General features: G+C 58.7%; 21 protein-coding genes. 14 read left to right on the top strand and 7 right to left on the bottom strand.

Features of this window, described 5'->3' with window-relative positions:
- Nucleotides 1–93: 93 nt before the first annotated feature.
- The 5 genes from metG (at nt 94) to GA0061103_RS23245 (ending at nt 4,312) form a co-directional block, all read left to right on the top strand.
- Nucleotides 94–1,647 carry a methionine--tRNA ligase gene (gene metG / locus GA0061103_RS23225; RefSeq protein WP_092715377.1) on the top strand — a complete coding sequence of 518 codons (1,554 nt, stop codon included), beginning with the start codon at nt 94–96 and terminating at the stop codon, nt 1,645–1,647.
- 8 nt (nt 1,648–1,655) lie between these two features.
- Nucleotides 1,656–2,438, top strand: coding sequence for a TatD family hydrolase (locus GA0061103_RS23230; protein ID WP_092715379.1), 783 nt, complete (start codon nt 1,656–1,658; stop codon nt 2,436–2,438).
- A 4-nt stretch (nt 2,439–2,442) separates the two neighbouring features.
- The gene (locus tag GA0061103_RS23235) at nt 2,443–3,270 is read left to right on the top strand and encodes an MBL fold metallo-hydrolase (protein WP_092715381.1); all 828 of its coding nucleotides are present in this window, start codon (nt 2,443–2,445) and stop codon (nt 3,268–3,270) included.
- Nucleotides 3,267–3,758, top strand: coding sequence for a YbaK/EbsC family protein (locus GA0061103_RS23240; protein ID WP_092715383.1), 492 nt, complete (start codon nt 3,267–3,269; stop codon nt 3,756–3,758). Before GA0061103_RS23235 ends, GA0061103_RS23240 begins: the two co-directional genes overlap by 4 nt.
- 74 nt (nt 3,759–3,832) lie before the next feature.
- Complete coding sequence (locus GA0061103_RS23245; protein WP_092715385.1) at nt 3,833–4,312, top strand: SRPBCC family protein; 480 nt, start codon at nt 3,833–3,835, stop codon at nt 4,310–4,312.
- 288 nt (nt 4,313–4,600) lie between these two features.
- Here GA0061103_RS23245 and GA0061103_RS23250 read toward each other — a convergent pair whose 3' ends face one another.
- The gene (locus GA0061103_RS23250) at nt 4,601–5,398 is read right to left on the bottom strand and encodes a class I SAM-dependent methyltransferase (RefSeq protein WP_141694458.1); all 798 of its coding nucleotides are present in this window, start codon (nt 5,396–5,398) and stop codon (nt 4,601–4,603) included.
- A gap of 402 nt (nt 5,399–5,800) precedes the next feature.
- Entirely contained in the window at nt 5,801–6,655 is an 855-nt protein-coding gene (locus GA0061103_RS23255) for a D-alanyl-D-alanine carboxypeptidase family protein (protein ID WP_092715388.1), read from the bottom strand.
- Nucleotides 6,656–6,778: 123 nt separating this feature from the next.
- Here GA0061103_RS23255 and GA0061103_RS34810 point away from each other — a divergent pair, with 123 nt between their 5' ends.
- Together GA0061103_RS34810 and GA0061103_RS23260 are read left to right on the top strand one after the other, a co-directional pair.
- Complete coding sequence (locus GA0061103_RS34810) at nt 6,779–7,027, top strand: hypothetical protein (protein ID WP_141694459.1); 249 nt, start codon at nt 6,779–6,781, stop codon at nt 7,025–7,027.
- Nucleotides 7,027–9,192 carry a TonB-dependent siderophore receptor gene (locus tag GA0061103_RS23260; protein ID WP_425349540.1) on the top strand — a complete coding sequence of 722 codons (2,166 nt, stop codon included), beginning with the start codon at nt 7,027–7,029 and terminating at the stop codon, nt 9,190–9,192. The genes GA0061103_RS34810 and GA0061103_RS23260 overlap by 1 nt, the downstream gene beginning before the upstream one ends.
- 68 nt (nt 9,193–9,260) lie before the next feature.
- Here the strand turns inward: GA0061103_RS23260 and GA0061103_RS23265 are convergent, their stop codons facing one another.
- Nucleotides 9,261–9,485, bottom strand: a complete 225-nt coding sequence (locus tag GA0061103_RS23265; protein ID WP_092715392.1) for a DUF1127 domain-containing protein — start codon at nt 9,483–9,485, stop codon at nt 9,261–9,263.
- A 103-nt stretch (nt 9,486–9,588) separates the two neighbouring features.
- Here GA0061103_RS23265 and GA0061103_RS23270 point away from each other — a divergent pair, with 103 nt between their 5' ends.
- The gene (locus GA0061103_RS23270) at nt 9,589–10,479 is read left to right on the top strand and encodes a LysR family transcriptional regulator (RefSeq protein WP_425349533.1); all 891 of its coding nucleotides are present in this window, start codon (nt 9,589–9,591) and stop codon (nt 10,477–10,479) included.
- 44 nt (nt 10,480–10,523) lie between these two features.
- On the opposite strand, the gene GA0061103_RS23275 is transcribed toward GA0061103_RS23270, so the two are convergent.
- Nucleotides 10,524–11,180 (bottom strand): dihydrofolate reductase family protein, encoded by a 657-nt coding sequence (locus GA0061103_RS23275; protein ID WP_092715396.1) that lies wholly within the window; start codon nt 11,178–11,180, stop codon nt 10,524–10,526.
- 226 nt (nt 11,181–11,406) lie between these two features.
- Between GA0061103_RS23275 and GA0061103_RS23280 the strand changes: the two genes are divergently transcribed.
- From GA0061103_RS23280 to GA0061103_RS23290, 3 genes are all read left to right on the top strand, one after another.
- Nucleotides 11,407–13,296, top strand: a complete 1,890-nt coding sequence (locus GA0061103_RS23280) for an ABC transporter ATP-binding protein (RefSeq protein ID WP_092715398.1) — start codon at nt 11,407–11,409, stop codon at nt 13,294–13,296.
- Nucleotides 13,297–13,298: 2 nt separating this feature from the next.
- Entirely contained in the window at nt 13,299–15,200 is a 1,902-nt protein-coding gene (locus GA0061103_RS23285) for an ABC transporter ATP-binding protein (protein WP_092715400.1), read from the top strand.
- Nucleotides 15,201–15,337: 137 nt separating this feature from the next.
- Nucleotides 15,338–15,928, top strand: coding sequence for an NADPH-dependent FMN reductase (locus GA0061103_RS23290; RefSeq protein ID WP_092715402.1), 591 nt, complete (start codon nt 15,338–15,340; stop codon nt 15,926–15,928).
- A gap of 20 nt (nt 15,929–15,948) precedes the next feature.
- Here GA0061103_RS23290 and GA0061103_RS23295 read toward each other — a convergent pair whose 3' ends face one another.
- The gene (locus GA0061103_RS23295; protein WP_092715404.1) at nt 15,949–16,440 is read right to left on the bottom strand and encodes a GNAT family N-acetyltransferase; all 492 of its coding nucleotides are present in this window, start codon (nt 16,438–16,440) and stop codon (nt 15,949–15,951) included.
- Nucleotides 16,441–16,628: 188 nt separating this feature from the next.
- Here GA0061103_RS23295 and GA0061103_RS23300 point away from each other — a divergent pair, with 188 nt between their 5' ends.
- Genes GA0061103_RS23300 through GA0061103_RS23310 form a run of 3 tightly spaced genes read left to right on the top strand, consistent with a single transcriptional unit; the run spans nt 16,629 to nt 18,898 of the window.
- Entirely contained in the window at nt 16,629–17,135 is a 507-nt protein-coding gene (locus GA0061103_RS23300) for a winged helix-turn-helix transcriptional regulator (protein ID WP_092715406.1), read from the top strand.
- Nucleotides 17,136–17,152: 17 nt separating this feature from the next.
- Nucleotides 17,153–18,418, top strand: coding sequence for a beta-ketoacyl-ACP synthase II (gene fabF / locus GA0061103_RS23305; RefSeq protein WP_092715408.1), 1,266 nt, complete (start codon nt 17,153–17,155; stop codon nt 18,416–18,418).
- Nucleotides 18,419–18,475: 57 nt separating this feature from the next.
- Complete coding sequence (locus GA0061103_RS23310) at nt 18,476–18,898, top strand: DUF4864 domain-containing protein (RefSeq protein ID WP_092715410.1); 423 nt, start codon at nt 18,476–18,478, stop codon at nt 18,896–18,898.
- Nucleotides 18,899–18,973: 75 nt separating this feature from the next.
- Here the strand turns inward: GA0061103_RS23310 and GA0061103_RS23315 are convergent, their stop codons facing one another.
- Together GA0061103_RS23315 and GA0061103_RS23320 are read right to left on the bottom strand one after the other, a co-directional pair.
- Nucleotides 18,974–19,864, bottom strand: coding sequence for a cell wall hydrolase (locus GA0061103_RS23315; RefSeq protein WP_092715412.1), 891 nt, complete (start codon nt 19,862–19,864; stop codon nt 18,974–18,976).
- A 253-nt stretch (nt 19,865–20,117) separates the two neighbouring features.
- Nucleotides 20,118–20,543, bottom strand: a complete 426-nt coding sequence (locus tag GA0061103_RS23320) for a VOC family protein (protein ID WP_092715414.1) — start codon at nt 20,541–20,543, stop codon at nt 20,118–20,120.
- Nucleotides 20,544–20,697 lie beyond the last annotated feature (154 nt).

Consider the following 20,697-nt stretch of genomic DNA (forward strand, 5'->3'; position numbering starts at 1 on the left):
GAAACTTGGTGTTTCGCTCATGGCAAACATGCGCTAAAGCGAGCGGAGCAAGAATAACAGCGACGTAACAGTAAAAGCGGGCCACTGCCTCACATGACCGAAAAAACTCCGTTCTACATCACCACCGCGATCGCCTATCCCAACGGCAAGCCGCATATCGGCCACGCCTACGAGCTGATCGCCACCGATGCGATGGCACGTTACCAGCGCCTCGATGGCCGCGACGTCTTCTTTCTGACGGGTACGGACGAGCATGGCCAGAAGATGCAGCAGACGGCGCGGGCAGAGGGCATGGAACCGCAGCAGCTCGCCAACCGCAATTCCGATGAATTCCAGGCGATGGGCAAGCTGCTGAACGCGTCGAATGACGATTTCATCCGCACCACGCAACCGCGCCACCACGAGACCTCGCGGAACATCTGGAACCTGATGGCCGACGCCGGCGACATCTACAAGGATTCCTATGCCGGCTGGTATTCGGTGCGCGACGAAGCCTATTACCAGGAAAACGAAACCGAGCTGCGCGCCGACGGCGTGCGCTACGGACCGCAGGGCACGCCGGTCGAGTGGGTGGAGGAGGCAAGCTACTTCTTCAAGCTCTCCGAATACCAGGATCGGCTGCTGAAGCACTATGAGGAAAATCCTGACTTCATCGGACCGGCTGAGCGCCGCAATGAAGTCATTTCCTTCGTCAAATCCGGCCTCAAGGACCTGTCGATCTCGCGCACGACCTTCGACTGGGGCATCAAGGTGCCGAACGACCCATCGCATGTCATGTATGTCTGGGTCGACGCTCTGACGAACTACATCACGGCGACGGGCTACATCGAAGATCGCAACAATCCGCGGGCGAAATACTGGCCGGCCGACCTGCATGTCATCGGCAAGGACATCATCCGCTTCCACGCCGTCTATTGGCCGGCCTTCCTGATGTCGGCGAAGCTGCCGCTGCCGAAGCGCGTCTATGCCCACGGCTTCCTGCTCAACAAGGGCGAGAAGATGTCGAAGTCGCTCGGCAACGTCGTCGATCCGGTCAATCTCGTGAACCATTTCGGCCTCGACCAGGTGCGCTACTTCTTCCTGCGCGAAGTCTCGTTCGGCCAGGATGGCAGCTACAGCGAAGAGGCGATCGGCACGCGCATCAATTCCGATCTTGCCAACGGTATCGGCAACCTCGCCAGCCGTTCTCTGTCGATGATTGTCAAGAACTGCGACGGCAAGATCCCGGAATGCGGGCCGCTGACGGATGAAGACAAGGCACTGCTCGCACAAGCAGACGCCTTGCTCGCCTCGACGCGCGAGGACATGGGCAAGCAGCTCATTCATCGTGCCCTTGCGTCCATCATCGCCGTGGTATCCGAGACCGACCGCTATTTCGCGAGCCAGGAGCCCTGGGCACTGAAGAAGACCGATCCGGCCCGTATGGCGACTGTGCTTTATGTCACGGCCGACGTCGTGCGCCAGATCAGCATTCTGCTGCAGCCTTTCATGCCGGAATCCTCGAGCAAGCTCTTGGATCTCATCGCCATCCCAGCCGACAAGCGCGATTTCGCGGCGCTCGGCGAGGCAGGTCGCCTCGTTGCCGGAACGCCGCTGGAAGCCCCGAAGCCGGTCTTCCCGCGCTATGTCGCGCCGACTGCCGAATAAGGTTTTCCATGCTGATCGATACGCATTGCCATCTGGATTTTGCCGACTTCGAAGAGGAGCGTGACGCGATCGTCGCGCGCGCCCACGAGATGGGCGTCAAGCAGATGGTCACCATCTCCACAAGGGTCAGAAAGCTCGATGGGTTGCTTGGGCTCACCGAACGCTATCCGTCGGTTTTCTGCTCGGTCGGCACGCATCCGAACAGCGCCGATCAGGAGCTGGATATACAGACGGAAGATCTGGTGCGGCTGGCAAACCAGCACGAGAAGATCGTCGCGATCGGCGAGGCCGGTCTCGACTACTTCTACGATACGGTGAAGCCGGAGGACCAGAAGACCGGCTTCCTGCGCCATATCGCTGCCGCGCGCGAAACGAAGCTGCCGCTCGTCATTCACAGCCGCAGCGCCGACGAGGACATGGCCGCGATCCTGACGGAGGAAACAGGGAAGGGGGCTTTCCCCTTTATCCTCCACTGCTTCTCCGCCGGACCTGCCCTTGCCCAGACTGGCGTCGAACTCGGCGGCTACATCTCGTTCTCCGGCATTTTAACCTTCCCGAAGTCGGAAGAGCTGCGCGAGATCGCCAAGTCGATCCCGCATGACCGGTTGCTGGTCGAAACCGATGCGCCGTATCTGGCGCCGAAGCGCTGGCGGGGAAAACGCAACGAGCCGTCCTATGTCGTCAACACCGCCGAAGTGCTCGCCGATACGATCGGCGTCAGCATGGACGAGATTGCCGACATCACCACGGCGAACGCCTTCCGCTGTTTCTCCAAGATGACGAGGGTCTGACGTCGTGACATACCGGCGGCGCTTCACCATTTTGGGTTGTTCATCGTCGCCGGGCGTTCCCCGTATTACCGGCGACTGGGGTGCCTGCGATCCGAAAAACGCAAAAAATCGACGTACGCGCGCTGCCTTTCTCATCGAGCAGATCGCGCCGGACGGCGGCATTACCACCGTCGTTATCGATACCGGTCCGGATTTCCGCGAGCAGATGATCCATGCCGGCGTCAGTTTCATTGACGCCGTGCTCTACACCCACGCTCATGCCGACCATATTCATGGCATCGACGATCTGCGCGGCTACTTCCATATTTCGAACGAGCGCATTCCGATCTATGCCGATCCGCCGACCATGGACCGCATCCGCGAAGGCTTCCGCTATTGCCTGGAAACGCCGCCCGGCAGCAGCTATCCGCCGATCGTACGGCCGATATTGATAGAAGATCTCGACAAAAGTTTCGTGATCGACGGGGCAGGCGGCCCGATCCGCTTCTGGCCGCATAAACAGGTACACGGCGATATCCATTCACTGGGTTTCCGCATCGGCAAGCTTGCTTATTGCAGCGATATCAGTGACTTCCCGCCGGAATCTATCAGTAAAGTTCAAAATCTCGACATCCTGATTATCGACGCGTTGCAGTACCGGCCGCATCCCAGCCATCTATCGCTGGAACAATCCTTAGGCTGGATCGAACGCCTGACGCCGAAACATGCCATCTTGACCCACATGCATACGCCGCTCGATTATGAAACCGTGCTGGCTGAAACGCCCGACCATGTCGAGCCGGCCTACGATCAGATGCAGATCGAACTCGACGTGGAGGATGACGATCTATGAGCGAAGATATCAAGAAGCTTTCCAGCCTGGAGCGCGTCGAACTTGCGGCGCGCACGCTGGGGCTCGACATTTCGATCAAGCGCATGGAGCAATCGACGCGGACGGCCGAAGAGGCTGCTAAGGCGGTAGGATGCGCCGGTGGCCAGATCGTCAAATCGCTGGTCTTCGTCAATGCCGATACGCACGCACTGACGCTGCTTCTGGTTTCGGGCGCCCATAACGCCGATACGGCTTATATTGCAACGGCTTATGGAGTTCGATTGAAGCGTGCCGATATCGATCGCGTTCGTGACGAGACCGGTTTCGCCATCGGCGGCGTCGCGCCGATCGGCCATCTGGTCGACCTGCCCGTTTTTATCGATGAAAGCCTTTTGGCCTATGATCAGGTCTGGTGCGCGGCCGGGCGCCCGGACAGCATTTTCTCCTGCAATCCAACGACGCTGGCCGAGAAGATCGCAGCCAAGGCGATCCGCATCAAAGCGAGCTGAGACTAGCGAATACAGCCGGCGCCGGCAGCCGGCAGAGATTGCATGGGATCCCGCGGTGCTACAGGGAGGATGCGATGAGCGAGGCTTCAGACGGTAAAAGGACCGATACGGCTTTCCGAATAATTCGCTCGACGCCACACGCGATCTTCAAAGCATTCCTCGATCCCAAAGCATTGGCCTCGTGGCTTGCGCCGAAAGGCATGACCTGCCGCATCCACGTCTTCGAACCGCATGAAGGCGGCGGTTATCGAATGGCGCTATCCTATGACGCACCGGATCATTCGACACCTGGAAAATCCTCCGAGCATATTGACATCGTCTCGGGTCGGTTCCTCGAGATCGTGCCGACTGAACGCATCGTTCAGGCGGTGGATTTCGAATCCTATGATGCAGCATTCGGCGGGACGATGATCATGACCTGGTCATTGGCAGAGGTTCCGACCGGCACAAGGGTCACCATAATTTGCGAGAACGTGCCTTACGGCATCAGCAGAGAAGATCATGACGAGGGACTGAAATCGACCCTCGAAAATCTGGCCAACCATCTGGAATAAAAGCCAAAAGCGTCTGCTTCATTGCTGTATCGATATCCGCTTTAGTTCCATAATCTATCTTATCTGATGTCTGTATGTAGCCGGGTGGGTTCAAGGATGAAGTGCGACTTGCGAATGATGCCAATGGGTTGTCACTCGCAAGGAAAACGCAATGAGACGCGCCGCCCCCGCATCGATCCGGATAAACAGCGCTTATCCTTCAGCGTCGATCCGATCCATCTGAATAGCCTCTTCGCCGTTCAAGCAAACCGAGGTGGTAAACTGAACATCAATCGCCCGGCAGGCCCATCATGCCTCCAATGCCATGACGACGATCCAGGCCTGCCATCGGACACCCGGGATTTTCAGGAGCAGATTATCGATCTGCTTGCCAGTACCCCGGACCGCGGTACCGAACGGGCTCTTGCGAAACGGAATGGAAGCAAGCGCAGCGAGCCCGAAGAATTCCAGATCACACTTCGAGAAATATTTGCGCACAATCTCGAAGTCCGATTTCAAAAGCGGATGCTCATCGACAGTACGGGCCTCGGGCGTCCGGTTGCGATAGAGATTGATCACGGGATTGTGGCCGAGCGGCTCGAAGAAGAAGGCTTTGCCGCCGGGTCGCAGCACCCGCCGGATCTCGCTAAGCGATTTCTCCAGGACGAGGTGGTGCAGGATGCCGCTACCGAAAACAACGTCAAAGCCCGCTGACGGCAGATTCATATCCTCCGCGTTATCGACCTGGAACGTTACGTTGTCGATTCCGCGAAGAGCCGCCGTATTTGTGGCCTGTTCAATGGCGACGTCCGAAATGTCGATACCGGTAATCCGCTTGGCGGAGTGTGCCAGACCAATACTGCTCATGCCGTTTGAGCAACCGTATTCGAGCACGTCCCTTTCAGGACAGGCCGCCCTCACCTGTCGCCAATAGGCGTCCACAGCGGGCTTTACGGCGAAATAGAATGAGTCCTCTTTGCGCTCCTCCACCGCACCGAAGCGTTCATTGTGAAAGTCTCGCTCACGCGCCAAACGTGCATCATACGTCATCCCGGTCCTCCCAACTTGACCTAATGCGTTGAAATGTTTGCGAAATCTATCTTGCAAGGAGCATCAGACCGGCCGCGGCCCACGATGGATCCTTCATTTTCGGAGAATAACAACTGAAACCAGATATCTCCGCCTACGCGAATTCGCAGTTCGGCGCTGATTCCTGCCAGAACATGACAAGCGCAGCGAACAAGCAACTTCCGCTGTAGACATAGGGCAGCCCGCCAGTTCGGCAATCACCGCTATTCATGATAAGCGAGCCTTCTCAGCGATCCCTCGCGAAAATACCTCGGATGAAGAGCAGCAGTCGAAGTTTTCATCGCACGTTTGCACGAAGAAACCCGATCCTCTACCCTCCACGACAGACACGACGCGGTAGGATCAGCTTCTTAGCGGAGCCGCGCTCTTGTCGGCTGCCCAAAGATGGGTGGCTGGCTGGATGCTGAAATCAGGCCGAACTCAGTTGGCCGAGCTTTGCTTGGGAGTTCCGGTTGATACCGTGGCTGTTTTCGCCACCGGGGCCAGATACATATCCAGAAGGTTCGCCATCTTGTCGTCACGAATCTGCGCGGTCTTTTCACCCATGACGACGCCGACGACACGGCGGCCGTTCTTCGAGGCGGATGTCACGAGGTTATAGCCGGAGGCGTCGGTATAGCCCGTCTTGATGCCATCGGCGCCGGCATAGCGATACATGAGATTGTTGTGGCCGCGCAGCTTCATGCCGCGGAACTTGATGCCGCGCATCGAGAAGAGCTTGAATTCCTCCGGAAAGTCTCGCATCAGCGCAACGCCGAGGGTTGCCATGTCACGGGCCGTCGTCACCTGCTCCGGGTCCGGCAGGCCCGACGGATTCTTGAAGACCGTATTGCTCATGCCGAGCTGATGCGCCTTTGCCGTCATCATCTTACCGAAACTATCTTCGGAACCGCCAAGCTGCTCGCCGATCGCAACCGCCGCATCGTTGGCGGACAGAACGATGATGCCCTCGACAGCTTCGCGCACAGTGACCTTGCGGCCCGCGCCGACTGCGAATTTGAAGGGCTCCTTGCTCTCGGCATTCTCCGACATGGTCAATTTCTGATCCCATTTCAGATGGCCGGCATGCAGTGCTTCAAAAGCGAGATAGAGCGTCATCATCTTGGTGAGCGATGCAGGGAAATTCAGCTCGTTCTCGTTCGATGCCTCCAGCACCTGGCCGCTATGAGCATCCACCACATAGCTCGCCTGCCCGGCCTGCGCCAACGAAGCTGCGCCAAGGAACGACGCGGTCGAGATTGCCGCGGCGAGCAGCATGGAGGTCTTCTTGAGCATGGTTTGTCTGCGTTTCCTGTGATTGAAATCTGTGAGCGAGCGACGGGCGATCGAAAGTGAATATTCGTCGCTTTTCGAAGGCGATGGATCGGGCAAATCTATGGCGGAAAAAAGAACGGCGCCATGAAAAAAGGGCTATGCGGCAATAACCCCCTGCTCTTTTCAATATCGGCTGGGCCGGATCACAAGCGCTTGATGACGCCGGTGCCCTGCCCTGCGCATCCCATCTCCTCCGGCATAGCGGGCTTTCACAATAACTTTATGCATAAACATGATTATTATACTCATATATTATTGACGATTCCGAGCTTCGTCTTTACACACTCACGCGCCGGTTGTGATTTTGAGAAAGAGGGGGCGGATCTTCCATGATGGCATGCTTGAATAACAATGACATAAGACGCAGGAGCTCCGGCGTGACAACTGCCACCTCGGCATTTGCGCTCGCCCTGTCACTGTCAGGAAATGCCTTCGCTCAGGAAGGCGGCGAAAGCGCTACACAGTTGGAGCCGATCATCGTCGAAGGCGCCGGATCCGAGCGGAACGACGACAGGACCGTAACGGCAAAGCGCAGCCGCGGCGCGACCAAGATCAGCACGCCGCTAATCGAGACGCCCCGTTCCGTTTCCGTCATCACCAAGAAGGAATTGGAGGAGCGAGCGGCCAGCAATATCGTCGAAGCCGTACGCTATACGGCCGGCGTCACTACCGCTTCGACCGGTTTCGACCCGCGCTATGATGTGATCATGCTGCGCGGCCAGGTGCTGTCGCTGAACGGCGATTATCGCGACGGCCTGCGCCAATACTACGTCAACTACGGCAATTTCCCGACCGAGCCCTACTCCCTGGAGCGCGTCGAAGTCGTCAAGGGACCGGTTTCGGTACTCTACGGCTCCGGTTCGCCGGGCGGGATCATCAACAAGGTTTCAAAAGAGCCGCTCGATCAGCCATTTCACGAAGTCGGCATTCTCTGGGGAACGAAGGATCGCGCGCAGGCGACCTTCGATTTCAGCGGTCCGGTCAAGCAGGACGACGACCATCTCTTCTATCGGCTGACGGGCCTTGCGCGTGCCGGCGATACCAATTTCGACATTGCCGACGACCGCTACATGCTGCAGCCCTCGTTGCGCTGGAATCCGGATGCGGCAACCTCCCTCACCCTCTACGGATTGCTGCAGGCAGACGAGAGCGATGGAAGCCCCGGCGCAGTCATAGCGCCGGATGGCCGTGTCCTCGACATTCGTGCCAGCGATCCGGATTATGACCATCAGAAGGTTCGCCAGCAGCAGATCGGCTACCGCTTCGAACACGAATTCGACAACGGCCTCACCTTCCGCCAGCACGCCCGCTACTCCCACATGGATCTGCGCACGCGCTATCTGAGCGTCGCCAGTTGGACCGGCACGATCGCGCATCGCAGCGCGACGGCCTTGCGTGACGACGCCCATATCTTCCAGGTCGACAATCAGCTCGAAGCGAAATTCGACACCGGCCCACTCGCCCATACCATGCTGTTCGGGCTCGACTATACCTACCTGACCTCATCCTTCGGCTACGGTCTCGATTGGGTCACGAACCCCGCCTACGATCTCGATATCGCCAATCCGCGCTACGGCGTTTCTGGTCCGACGCCGGACTATAATTTCTCGCTGCTTGACAAGCACATCAGCCAGACAGGCATCTACGCGCTCGATCAGATCGAACTCGACAGATGGCGGTTCACGCTCGGTGCGCGCCAGACCTGGGTCAAGCAGACGCTCGACACCACCTACCCCACATCAGGCACAAGCGACCATCAATCGGAGACGAATAGCGCGACCTCCGTTCAGGCCGGCGCACTTTATCTCTTCGACAACGGCATCGCGCCCTTTGCCAATTATGCCACCTCCTTCGATCCGGTAACAATGCGCTCGGCTTCCGGACGCGTGCTGGAGCCGACGAAAGGCGAACAGTTCGAGGCAGGCGTGAAATACCAGCCGCCGGGGACGAATATTCTTCTCTCTGCGACCGCCTATCATCTGATCGAAAGGAACAAGCCTCAATTGGTCAATCCGCTGCTGCTCGCCTACCAGTCGCTCGGGGAAGTGACGACCAAGGGGCTGGAGCTCGAAGCACGCACGGCGCTCGATTCCGGGCTCGACCTGATCGCCACCTATACGCTGAGCCGTTCAGAGATCACCGAGGGCGAGAATGCCGGCAAGGAAGTCGCAGCAAGGCCCCGCCATGTGGCATCATTGTGGGCAAACTATACATTTGAGGAAGACTCCGCTGCTGCGGGGCTGAGCGTCGGAGCTGGCCTGCGCTACAGCGGCAGGAACTATACCGACAATACGAACACCGCCGAAAACACCTCAACTTTTTATGTCGATGCCGGAATGAGCTACGATTTCGGCGCTGCGAACAAGGATTATGACGGCCTGATTGCGGCGGTGAACGTGCGGAATATCGCAAACCATCGCGACGCGATGTGCGAAAGCGGTTTCTGCTATCTGGGACAAGGCCGCAACGTCACCGCCTCTCTCAAATACCGCTGGTAGCCGCATCAAGAACACCACTGCTCAAAGGCGTTCGGCCCGATGGCTCGCGCGCCTTTGAGCGACATGCTTTATCCCCAAAACCAGGACTTGTTGACCTCGGCACGTGCTTCGGCGGGCGTCATGCCGATATCGCGAAGCTGATCATCGGTAAGGTCACGCAGGTCCCACCTCGTTTCACGCTTTTCGAGATAGACCAGAAATCTCGCCAGCGCCCTCCGCAAAATTCCGCGCCTTCGCGGACCACTACCTGCACCTGCCGCTGCAAGCATCGGCCTATCGACATCGGTGGTCATTTTCATGCTCCTTGGGGCTCGTATCAACATGGCCTTAGGATGCACTGGCGTAAGCAATGAATGAAGCTTATGCTATTTATACAATCCATAAGGAATTCTTCTGTTGCTCAATCTGGATCAGCTAGCCGCTTTCCTCAGCGTGGTCGATCTCGGCAGTTTCACGGCTGCTGCCGATAAGGTCGGGCTGACGCAGCCAGCCGTCAGCCTGCAGGTGAAACTGCTGGAACAACGCCTTGGCGTGAAACTGATCGAGCGTGTGGGACGACGGGCGCAGCCCTCGCCGGCCGGACTTGATCTGCTACCGCATGCGCGGCGCATCATCGAGGCCTGCTCCATGGCAGAGGAAGCAATGACGCCTTTTCGCGAGGGATCGGTCGGCCGTGTGCGGATCGGCAGCGGCGGCACGGCCTCGATCCATCTCCTGCCGCGCGCCATCGCCATGGCAAAGAAACGCATGCCTGATCTCGAGATCATCGTCCGCATCGGCAATATCGACGAGATTCTGCGGGATCTCGAAGCCAATGCGCTGGATCTCGCAGTAGTGGCCCTGCCCGCTGTCGGTCGTTCTCTCGAGGTCGAAGCATTCCATGAGGACGAGCTTTTGGCCGTCGCCCCCAAAGGAAGCGTAATGCCGGATGGCGGGCCTGATGTGGAATTCATGAAGGAGAGGACGCTGTTGCTCTACGAAGGCGGCAACACACGTCGCGCGACGAACGAATGGTTCGAGGCAGGAGGTGTCCGTCCAGAACCGGCCATGGAGTTCGGTAGCGTCGAGGCCATCAAGGAGCTGGTCGCTGCGGGTCTCGGATGGTCCATCCTCCCGGACATGGCGCTGAGACGCGACAGGTCCGATCTTCTGGTGACGTCGCCGCTCAGGCCGAGACTGGTTCGGCAGCTCGGGATAGTCCTGCGCCGGGACAAGCATCTCACGAAGGGCCTTCGCGAGATCATGAAATCGCTGCGTGAAATTCAGGCAATGGAACACATGGTATGACTGCGGCTGGATGCTCGTCGAACACCCGGCCGCGGCGAGATCGGTTATTTGAGCCGCTTGCGACGCTCGATCTCCTCTTCGGACGGATTCGGCCCGACGAAGGAGCCGGTCTTCACCGGGCCATCCGGCTGGTAGGTCGCAAAAATGACGCCGTTAGAGGACGACTGGGTACGCAGCAGTTTCATTGCGGCGGGAACCACCCCGCCGGCGAACAGCTTCTTGCCGCCGCCCAGCACGACCGGAAAGATCACCAGCTTGAATTCGTCGATCAGCCCGTGACGCAATAAGGTCTGGATAAGGTCGCCACTGCCCTGAATGAGAAGGTCCGGTCCGTCGTCTGCTTTCAACTCCTTGATCGCCACCACAACATCCTTGCCGAGCGACTGGCTTCTATTCCATTTCAGCTTGGCATCGCCATGCGTTGCGACGTATTTGACAACGCTGTTGAATCGCTGGCCGATTGGATCGTCGTCGCCTGCATAGGGCCAAAAGGCTGCGAAAATATCGTAAGTCTTGCGTCCGAGCAGCAGATCGAACGGCTTTTCGAACAATTCGAAGAGCGCCTTGCCAGTTTCTTCGTCGGCATGCGGGAATACCCAGCCACCATACTCAAAACCGCCGGTCGGGTCCTCATCCGGACCGCCGGGTGCCTGCATGACGCCATCGAGACTGATGAATGTTGCCGCTACAACTTTGCGCATGATGTCCTCCTTTTCTGGCACGGTGCCCAGAGGACGTCTCGTCGGTTTCGATCCCGACATCTCATCGATTATTTTTAAACACGCAATCTAACGTTCGCGTTGGACTTGTGACCGATTGACTCTTGAACGCCGCCACGGAATCGGCAAAATTCATCCTATCAATATTCTCCTTGAGATACGAACCCGTCTGCGGGCCCGCCTCGTTTAATTATGCCTGGATAAAAGCGTGAGCAGCGATTCATCAAGAAGCGCCGCGAAGCCACTGGCTTCGCGTGCGCATGTCAATGCGGTCGGTTGGGGCCAAGGCCTGTCGACGATCGTCCGGATCACCCATATGACGCTGCGCCATCCCTGGCAGACAAGCTTCGCCATTGGGGCAACTTTTGTGGCTGCAACGTTGCAGCTGTCGATCCCGCGCCTCTTGGGCCGTGCCGTCGACCAGACGCAGACGGCGGTTGCCGGCGGTGCCGCCGGCCAGATCGCCGAGAATGCCTTGATGACAACCGCTCTGCTGCTGCTCGTCGTCAGCATTTTGCGCGGCCTGTTCACGATGGTGCAGAATTACTACAGCGAAGCCGTCGGCCACCACATGGGCTATGAGCTTCGGCTCGCCTGCTATGAGAAGATCCAGCAGCTCTCCTTCAGCTTTCACGACAAGGCCCATTCCGGCGATCTCATCACGGTCGGCCTGCTCGATCTCGAAGGCGTGCGCATGTATTTCTCCACGGCGTTGGTGCGCATGGTGCTGCTCACCATGCTGATCGGCGTCGGCGCCTATATGCTGCTATCGACCGATATCGCGCTTGGCCTGTTGGCTTTGAGCTTCGTACCCTTCGTCGCGTGGCGCTCTTCCGTCACGCAGCTGCGATTGCGTTCGACTTGGCTCGATCTGCAGGAGCGCCTCTCGGTGCTGACGCGCGTGATGGAGGAAAATCTCGGCGGCATCCGCGTCGTCCGCGCCTTCGCCGCGCAGGCGCATGAACTCATGAAGTTCGACCGGGCCTCGCACAACGCGCTTTCGCTTGCCCACCAGCGCGTCGGCATCCGTGTCATCAATACCAGCGCCATGAACCTCTCCTTCTTCGTGTCGATGGGGCTGGTGCTCTGGCTTGGCGGGCTGAAGGTCATCAATGGCGAAATCAGCGTCGGTACGCTGGCCTCGTTCCTGACTTTCATGACCATTCTGCAGATGCCGGTGCGTCAGCTCGGCCTGATGGTCAATGCCTTCGCTCGAGCCTCGACCTGCGGATCGCGCCTGTTCGAGCTCCTCGATCTGGATATTCCAATCAAGGATGCGCCGGACGCCAGGCCGCTCGTCGTGACCGAAGGCACGCTGCGTTTCGAGAATGTCGACTTCAGCTATCCGGGCTCGGAAATGCGGCCGGTGCTGAAGAATATCTGTTTCGAGGCAAAGCGCGGCGAGACGATCGGCATTGTCGGCCCGCCCGGCAGCGGCAAGTCCACCATTGCCCATCTCATTCCACGCTTTTACGACGTCACAGCCGGGCGGATCACGCTTGACGGCCAGGATATTCGCAAGGCGACGCTGCAATCGCTGCGGCAGAACGTTGCCGTCGTGCAGCAAGATTCCTTCCTGTTCACCACCAGCATCGAGAACAACATCGCCTATGGCGACCCCTGGGCGAAGGAAACCCGCATAGAGCGCGCCGCAGAGTCGGCGCAGCTGCACAACTATATTCTTGGCCTGCCGGCCGGCTACACCACCGTCGTCGGCGAGCGCGGCGTGTCGCTCTCCGGCGGCCAGCGCCAGCGCCTGACGATCGCCCGTACCCTGATGCTGAAGCCTGCCGTGATGGTGTTCGACGATTCCACCGCCGCGATCGACGCCGCCACCGAGCAGCGCATCCGCAGCGCCATGAAGCGCTTTGCCCGCGACCGGGTGACGCTCATTGTCGCACACAGGCTGAGCTCGCTGATGCATGCCGACCAGATCCTGTTCATCGAGGATGGTGAGATCGTCGAACGCGGCACGCATGAGCAGCTCCTGGCCGCGGGAGGGCGGTACAAGGCGCTCTACGATCTGCAGGTTCGCCCGGAGGACGATGTCGTCAAGACATCCGGCGGCACGCTCGAAAGAGCGAAAAGGGAGGTATGACAATGTCGGAAACCATCGAAACCGAGCGCAACGATGTGCGCGAGGATGGTCGTCGCCCTCCCCGCGCCGTGGTCGGTTCGCATCGCGTCGAAGAGGAGATCTTCGGCAAGGTCTTCGATAGCAAGATCATCCGCCGCATATGGGCCTTCGTCAGCCCCTATCGGCGCCAGATCTATATCTCCGTTGCGGCCGTTCTGCTCTTCACCGCATCGCAGATCGTCATACCGCTCGTCATCCGACATGCGATCGACAGCGCGATGGCGCCCGGAGCTATAGATTATTCCGCACTCTGGTTGTCTCTCGCAGTTTTCACGGTGGCCATCCTCGTCAATTACGGGGCAAGCTACGTGCAGGAAACCTATGTCGGCCAGGTCGCCGAGGAAGTGCTGTTCGACATTCGTCGGGCGATGTTTGCGCATCTGCAGCGCGTCTCACTATCCTTCATGGATAAAACGGAAGTCGGTCGCCTGATGTCGCGCCTGCAGGGTGACGTTAACTCCATGCAGGAATTCCTTGAAACTTCAGTGCTTTCCGTCGGCGACATAGCCCTGCTCTTCGGCATCGTCATCGTCATACTGTCACTCGATTTCCGGCTCGGCCTGCTGACGCTTTCCGTCATGCCGATCCTTTTCATCGTGCGGCTGTTCTGGCTGCCGAAGGCGCGCGTCGCCTTCATGAACGCGCACGAGACCAACTCCGTCACCAATGGCGCACTGGCGGAGGCGATCCATGGCGTGCGTGCCGTCCAGGGCATGCATCGGCAGAGCGTGAACTTCTCGCTTTTCGACGACAAGGCCCACGCGAACCTTGAGACACACCTGACCGCGGCGCGCTACGCCCAGGTGATGGTGCCGATCGTCGATACGCTGACCGGCATGGCCATGGCGATCGTCATCATCGTCGGCGGTTCGATGGTGCTGAACCACAAGCTCGATGTCGGCATCATGGTCGCCTTCCTGTTCTACATTCAGCGCTTCTTCGACCCGATCCGTTCGCTGACCATGCAATATTCGGTCATGCAGCGCGCCATGGCGTCCGGCCAGCGACTGACCGAAGTGCTCGATGTTCCGGTCGACATCAAGGATGCGCCCGATGCGATCGAGCTGTCGCCAGACATGGATGGCTCGGTCGAATTCCGCGATGTGATCTTCGGCTACAATCCCCAGCATCCCGTGCTGAAGAATGTCAGCTTCAGGGTCAATCCGGGAGAAACGGTGGCGCTGATCGGGCCAACGGGCTCAGGCAAGTCGAGCTCCATGGCGCTCATCCACCGCTTCTATGATGTGCAGCACGGCCAGGTATTGGTTGGCGGTCATGACGTACGCTCCCTTACCCAGGATTCGCTTGGACGCCAGATCGCCATGGTGCTGCAGGAGCCGTTCCTCTTCACCGGCACAGTGCTGGAGAACATCCGCTACAACAAGACGGAGGCGACGCGCGAAGAGGTGATCGAGGCAGCCAAGGCCGTCGGTGCGCATGAATTCATCATGCGTCTTCCGGATGGCTACGATTCCGTTCTCGGCGAGCGCGGCGGCGGTCTTTCGCTCGGCCAGCGCCAGCTCGTCAGCTTCGCCCGCGCTCTTGTCGCCGACGCCAAGATCCTCGTGCTCGACGAAGCGACGGCGAATATCGACAGCTACACCGAAATGCTGATCCAGAAAGCGTTGGTGAAGCTGCTCGAAGGCCGCACAGGTCTCGTCATCGCCCATCGTCTGGCCACCATCCGCGAGGCCGACCGCATCATCGTGCTGCAAAACGGCCAGTTGCTTGAAAGCGGCAACCACAATCAGCTGATGGCAAACGGCAAGCTTTACTCGAAGCTCTATAACCTCAATTATGCGTCCTTCGACGATATTCCGGAGGAGGAAGTCTCTGCTTCGGTGCCGGTGGAGTCGCGAACCTAAAGCGATTCCCGGAAAAGTGCGTAGCGGTTTTCCGCCCGGAATTGCGTGAAAACAATAAGATAGAGCAGTTCAGAAACTTCGTGACGAGCCGAACTGCTCCATACATGTCGCACGAGACTGTGAGGACATAACCAACAATGGCCGACAATATTCTGGTTCTCTACGGTTCCTACCGCTCGGATCGTGTCGGCATCCGCCTCGCGAATTTTATCGTAGCCGGCCTGATTGAGCGTGGAAACGACGTGGAGCTCATCGATGCGCAGGCGGTTGGACTGCCGATGCTCGACCGAATGTACAAGGAATACCCCAAAGGTTCCGCACCGCCGGCAATGGAGGCGCTTGCGGCAAAAGTCCGGGCTGCCGACGCCTTCGTTTTCGTCACCGGCGAATACAACTGGGGTATGCAACCCGGCCTGAAGAACCTGACCGATCATTATCTTGAAGAATGGTTCTGGCGCCCGGCGGCGATTGCCAGCTACTCCGGCGGCCGCCTTTCCGGCGCACATGCGGCGCCCGCCTGGCATGGCACTCTTTCGGAGATGGGAATGGTCGTCATTTCAAGCACGCTTGCCGTCGCCAATATTTCGGCGGCACTGGACGCTGACAGTAAACCTACCGGGAACGGAGGCGATGCGCTGGCAAGGGCTTTTCCCCGTTTTGCCGACGACCTCGCCTGGTGGACCGAGGCAGCAAAACAGCAGCGCGCTCGTAAGGCACCTCCCTATTGAGGCCTCTTTGCGACGAACAACTAGCTCATATAGACGACTTGTTCTGCTCCAAACCGCTGCAATCGTCGCAGCTCCTTCATTCCTAACCTTTCGAGCAGACGACGGGACGCGGTGTTGGCAGACTGAGTTTCCGCTATCAACCGCTTGAGCCGTAGATCGTTCAGGGCAAATTCGATGACACGCATTGCTGCTTCGGTTGCATAACCGAAGCCCCATGCATCAGGATGAAGCTGGTAAGACAGTTCATAATCCTCGCCGTCTGTGTGGCGTGAAATGCTAATCAAGCCAAGAGGATGTCGCGCTTTTCTGGTTTCCACGAGCCATACCAACTTCCCTTCGACGGCAGAGCGATAATCAGATATCGCCGCTTCACGCTGAGCAATGGGAACGGGACCGCCGAGAAAGCGCCGCACCTCGTCATGGCTGATCAACTCTCCGATGAACGAGGCGTCGGAGGCAAGAATTTCGCGTAGGTGTAACCGCTCCGTGGTGAAATATGGGGTCGTTGCCATATCGCTACCCTAGTGGGACTCTCCCTTAATATCAGCCCTATCAGAAGCTGAACATCTGGATTGAAACTATCGCAAACGGATTCCGATTCACTCCATTTTATTGCTGACATCCTGATGCAAATTCCCGCAGATGTTGCGCCAACTTAGTAACTTGCATGATGATAGTTACTCGTGCTATCTGCCTCCGCATGCAAAGAACGAGCTTCAGTTCCTTCAAATGCCCTGCCGCCCGTGCGCTCGAAAGCGTGGGCGACTGGTGGAGCATTCTGATCCTGCGCGATGCGTTGCAGGGGCTGAGCCGGTTCGACGAATTCCAGAAAAATCTCGGTATTGCGCCGAACATCCTGACACGGCGCCTCAAGCATCTGACCGATGAAGGCCTGTTCGAGCGGCGACCCTATCAAGAGCGGCCGCCGCGCTACGAATATGTGCTGACCGGCAAGGGCCGGGATTTCTTCCCTGTGCTGATGGCGCTCTTCACCTGGGGCAATCGGCATTTGCCCGCCGAAGACGTCGCAATGCGCCTTGTCGACGCCAATACCGGTGAGGATCGCGACCCGCTTCTCATCGACCGCGTCACCGGCCGCGCCTTTAAACCCGAAGACACGATGCTCGTGCCCGGGCCTGCGGCCGATGACATCGTTCATGAACGCATCGCTCAGATGAAAGCATGGTTTCTAGGCTTCGACGCCTGATCGAATAGGAGCAAGACATGGATCGTATCGTCGTCACCGGCATGGGACTGGTTTCTCCCCTGGGCGTGGGTGTCAATGCAAGCTGGAAACGGCTGGTCGAGGGGCGCTCCGGCCTCAGGCTGCTGCCTGAGGAAATGGTAGGTGATCTCACCGCCAAGATCGGCGGTGTTGTTCCCGACATCGCGGAAGATCCCGAAGCCGGCTTCGATGTCGACCGCTATGTGCCCGTCAAAGACCAGAAGAAGATGGATCGTTTCATTCTCCTCGCCATGGCGGCAGCAGAGGAGGCGATCCTGCAGGCCGGCTGGCAACCGACTGACGTCGGCGCTCTGGAACGGACGGCCACGATCATTGCATCGGGTGTCGGTGGCTTTCCCGCCATTGCCGATGCCGTGCGCACGGCCGAGACAAAGGGTGTGCGCCGCCTTTCGCCCTTCACTATCCCCTCCTTCCTCGTCAACCTCGCCACCGGCCAAGTGAGTATCCGTTACGGATACAAGGGGCCGCTCGGCGCACCGGTTACAGCATGTGCTGCCAGCGTCCAGGCGATCGGCGACGCGGCACGGCTGATCCGCTCAGGCGAGGCCGATATCGCCATCTGCGGCGGTGCCGAAGCCTGCATCGACAAGGTGAGCCTTGGCGGCTTCGCTGCCGCGCGCGCTCTCTCGACCGGCTTCAGCAACCGGCCGGAAGAAGCCTCCCGCCCCTTCGACAGCGGTCGTGACGGTTTCGTCATGGGCGAAGGCGCCGGCATGCTTGTCATCGAGACCTTGGAGCATGCCCTTGCGCGTGGCGCGACGCCGCTTGCCGAGCTTGTCGGCTATGGCACCGCCGCCGACGCCTATCACATGACCGCCGGACCGGAAGACGGCGATGGCGCGCGCCGGGCCATGCTTGCGGCACTTTCCCAGGCTCGCATTTCGCCAGCAGAGGTCAAGCATCTGAATGCGCATGCGACATCGACCCAGGTCGGCGACCGAGGCGAGATGGAAGCCATCAAGACTGTTTTCGGCCGCGAAGGTGCGATTGCCGTCAGCGGTACGAAGGCGGCGACCGGCCATCTGCTGGGTGCCGCCGGCGGTATGGAAGCCATCTTCACGATTATGGCTCTGCGTGATCAGATCGCCCCGCCGACGCGCAATCTGCAGGATCCGGATCAAGCGGCCGAAGGCATCGACATCGTCGGCACCACCGCGCGCCCGATGGCCATGGAGTATGCGATCTCCAATGGCTTCGGTTTCGGTGGCGTCAACGCCAGCGCGCTCTTCCGCCGCTGGCAATAATCACTTCTGCTTGAGATCAAAGCGCGCTAAGCTCTTCCCATATGGCTGGGGACGGACATGCGCGCTTTTTCCATAGCCGCTTTTCTCTGCTGCATAGCCTTCGCGCCGGCCGCCTATGCGGAAGATCCGGTGCAGACGGCGCAGAGCCTCATTGAGCAACAAATCGAGGCCTTTCTGCACGATGATGCGGCGACCGCCTATTCCTTCGCCGCACCCGGCATCAAGGCACTCTTCCCCGATAAGGACAGCTTCTTCGCCATGGTGAAGAGGAGCTACCAACCAGTCTATCATCCCGGCAACTATGCCTTCGGCAAAAGCCGGGCGATCGACAACGGCGCAGTCGTTTATCAGGAGGTGTTGATCACAGGTACCGATGATAAGGACTGGACGGCGATCTATCAGATAACCCGTCAACCCGACGGTAGTTACAAGATCAATGGCGTGCAGATACTCCCGAAAGCAACGAGCGAGGGCATCTGAGATGGCTCGGCCCAAATGAAAACAGCGCGCCTCTAAGAAAGAGACGCGCTGCTCAAGGGTTTGGGCCAGTTGCTGCTAGCCGCGAATTCTAAGCGAATTTCCCGCCGGCGCGTTGCCGTCGAATTCCGGGCGCGGCTGCGGAATGACGACCGTCGATGCCGGCATTGGCGTATTCGTGTAGGTGGTTTCGCCGCTCGAAAGCGGTCCCGAAATCGCCATGTCCGTGGGTGCCGGTGTCGGGATCGGTACCGCAGCCGGGATCAGAACGGCGCTCTGCGGCATCGTCACCACCGGGTTGGAGACAGGCGTAAAGGCCGCGACGGTCGAAGTCGTCGGCGCCGGCTGCATTTCCGGCAGGACGAACGGAGATTGCGGCGCGCCCTGCGTGGGCACGTAATTCATCGCAACCTCATAGGCCGGAAGCGGCGCAGGCGTCTGCAATTCGCCATCGTGACCACGCTTCTCATAGAACGCGTTGCCGCCGGCGTAAGCGACGTAGTGCATATTATCGTATGGGAATCTCAGGCCTTCGGTATGGAAGAACATCGCGTCCTTCACCTGGGGATGCCGCTCGCCGCGCAGGATCTTCGAGGCAGCAACTTCGAGATCGGGCTTTGCCTGATCCTTGACTTCCCTGGTCATCACGCCTGGCGCGAACTGCCTCTCCTGAGAGACCACGCCACAGATCGTGGGCGGATAGGCACCGGAGGTCAGTCTGTTCATCACGACCGTGCCAACGGCCATGTAACCGCCGGGATCGGAGCGTTCCGACTCGAAGTACATGGCACGTTCGAGACAGTCCTTGTCCTTCATCGTGTAATTATACGTCACCTTTGCCCCACGAATGGGCTTGGTGGTATTACTGGGGGTAGCTGTTGTCTTCTGTGTCGTCGTGCAGCTGGTAGCGGCCAGACCGACGACCAATAGCCCCGAAAGACATGCCCCGAATTTGCGTTGCGCCCTCAACGGCAAGTGCCTCCTATTTTCGGTAGTACAGCCCTTATCGATCAAGAGAATGCGTTTTAGCCGGATTTTTTCAAAATTCCAAGCGGCCACGCAATCAAATCAGCCAATGACGTTTTTCAAAGGCGGATGGACCGTTTATTCCGATTCGCTATTTTTCCCAATGCTTTATTGTCGCCAAACTCATTTTGAAGCACGGCCGGAAGCGGAAATTGCCCGAGGCAAGCCCGTTCCAGCCGGCTCAAAATGATGTTTATTAAGGATAGCAATCAATCGATAATAAATGATTTACCAACAGCGCAAGCTCCATGCGCCAGCCGACTTCGATGAGGATTCGCCCCGGTGCAAAACAATAAAACGACCAATTGCCACGTATGGCCGAAGGTGGTTTCCAGATTTCACTGCCGCTCGATTTCGCCCGCTCGAACAGCAGATCGACCGCCTCGCGAGAGGGCTGCATGAAGCCGATATGATAGGTATTGCGACCGACGGAGACGCCATCGGCGCCGCCGAATTTCTCGACCGGCCGGCTGATGACAAGTTCAAGCCCGGCATCGTCTCGAAGGATGGCGAGGCCATTTGCGCCCCGCGTTTCCACCTCCGTCAGGCCGAATACGGAAACAAAAAAATCCCGGGTCGCAGCGACATCGGGAACATGCAGATCCAGGTGGTTCAGTCTCATGACAGCTCCAAAAGGCTTTCCCGCGGAGACATGTCGGTCGATCCGGCCCACGCCAACGCGAGACACTCGACCACAATGGCCAAGTTCCGCGTCGTGGGTTCTCACGCCAATGGCGAGGAGCAGAGCTTCAAATAGAAGGGGTCGGGCTTACCGA

The sequence above is a fragment of the Martinezella multihospitum genome (assembly GCF_900094585.1).
In the GTDB taxonomy this organism is placed as follows: domain Bacteria; phylum Pseudomonadota; class Alphaproteobacteria; order Rhizobiales; family Rhizobiaceae; genus Rhizobium; species Rhizobium multihospitium.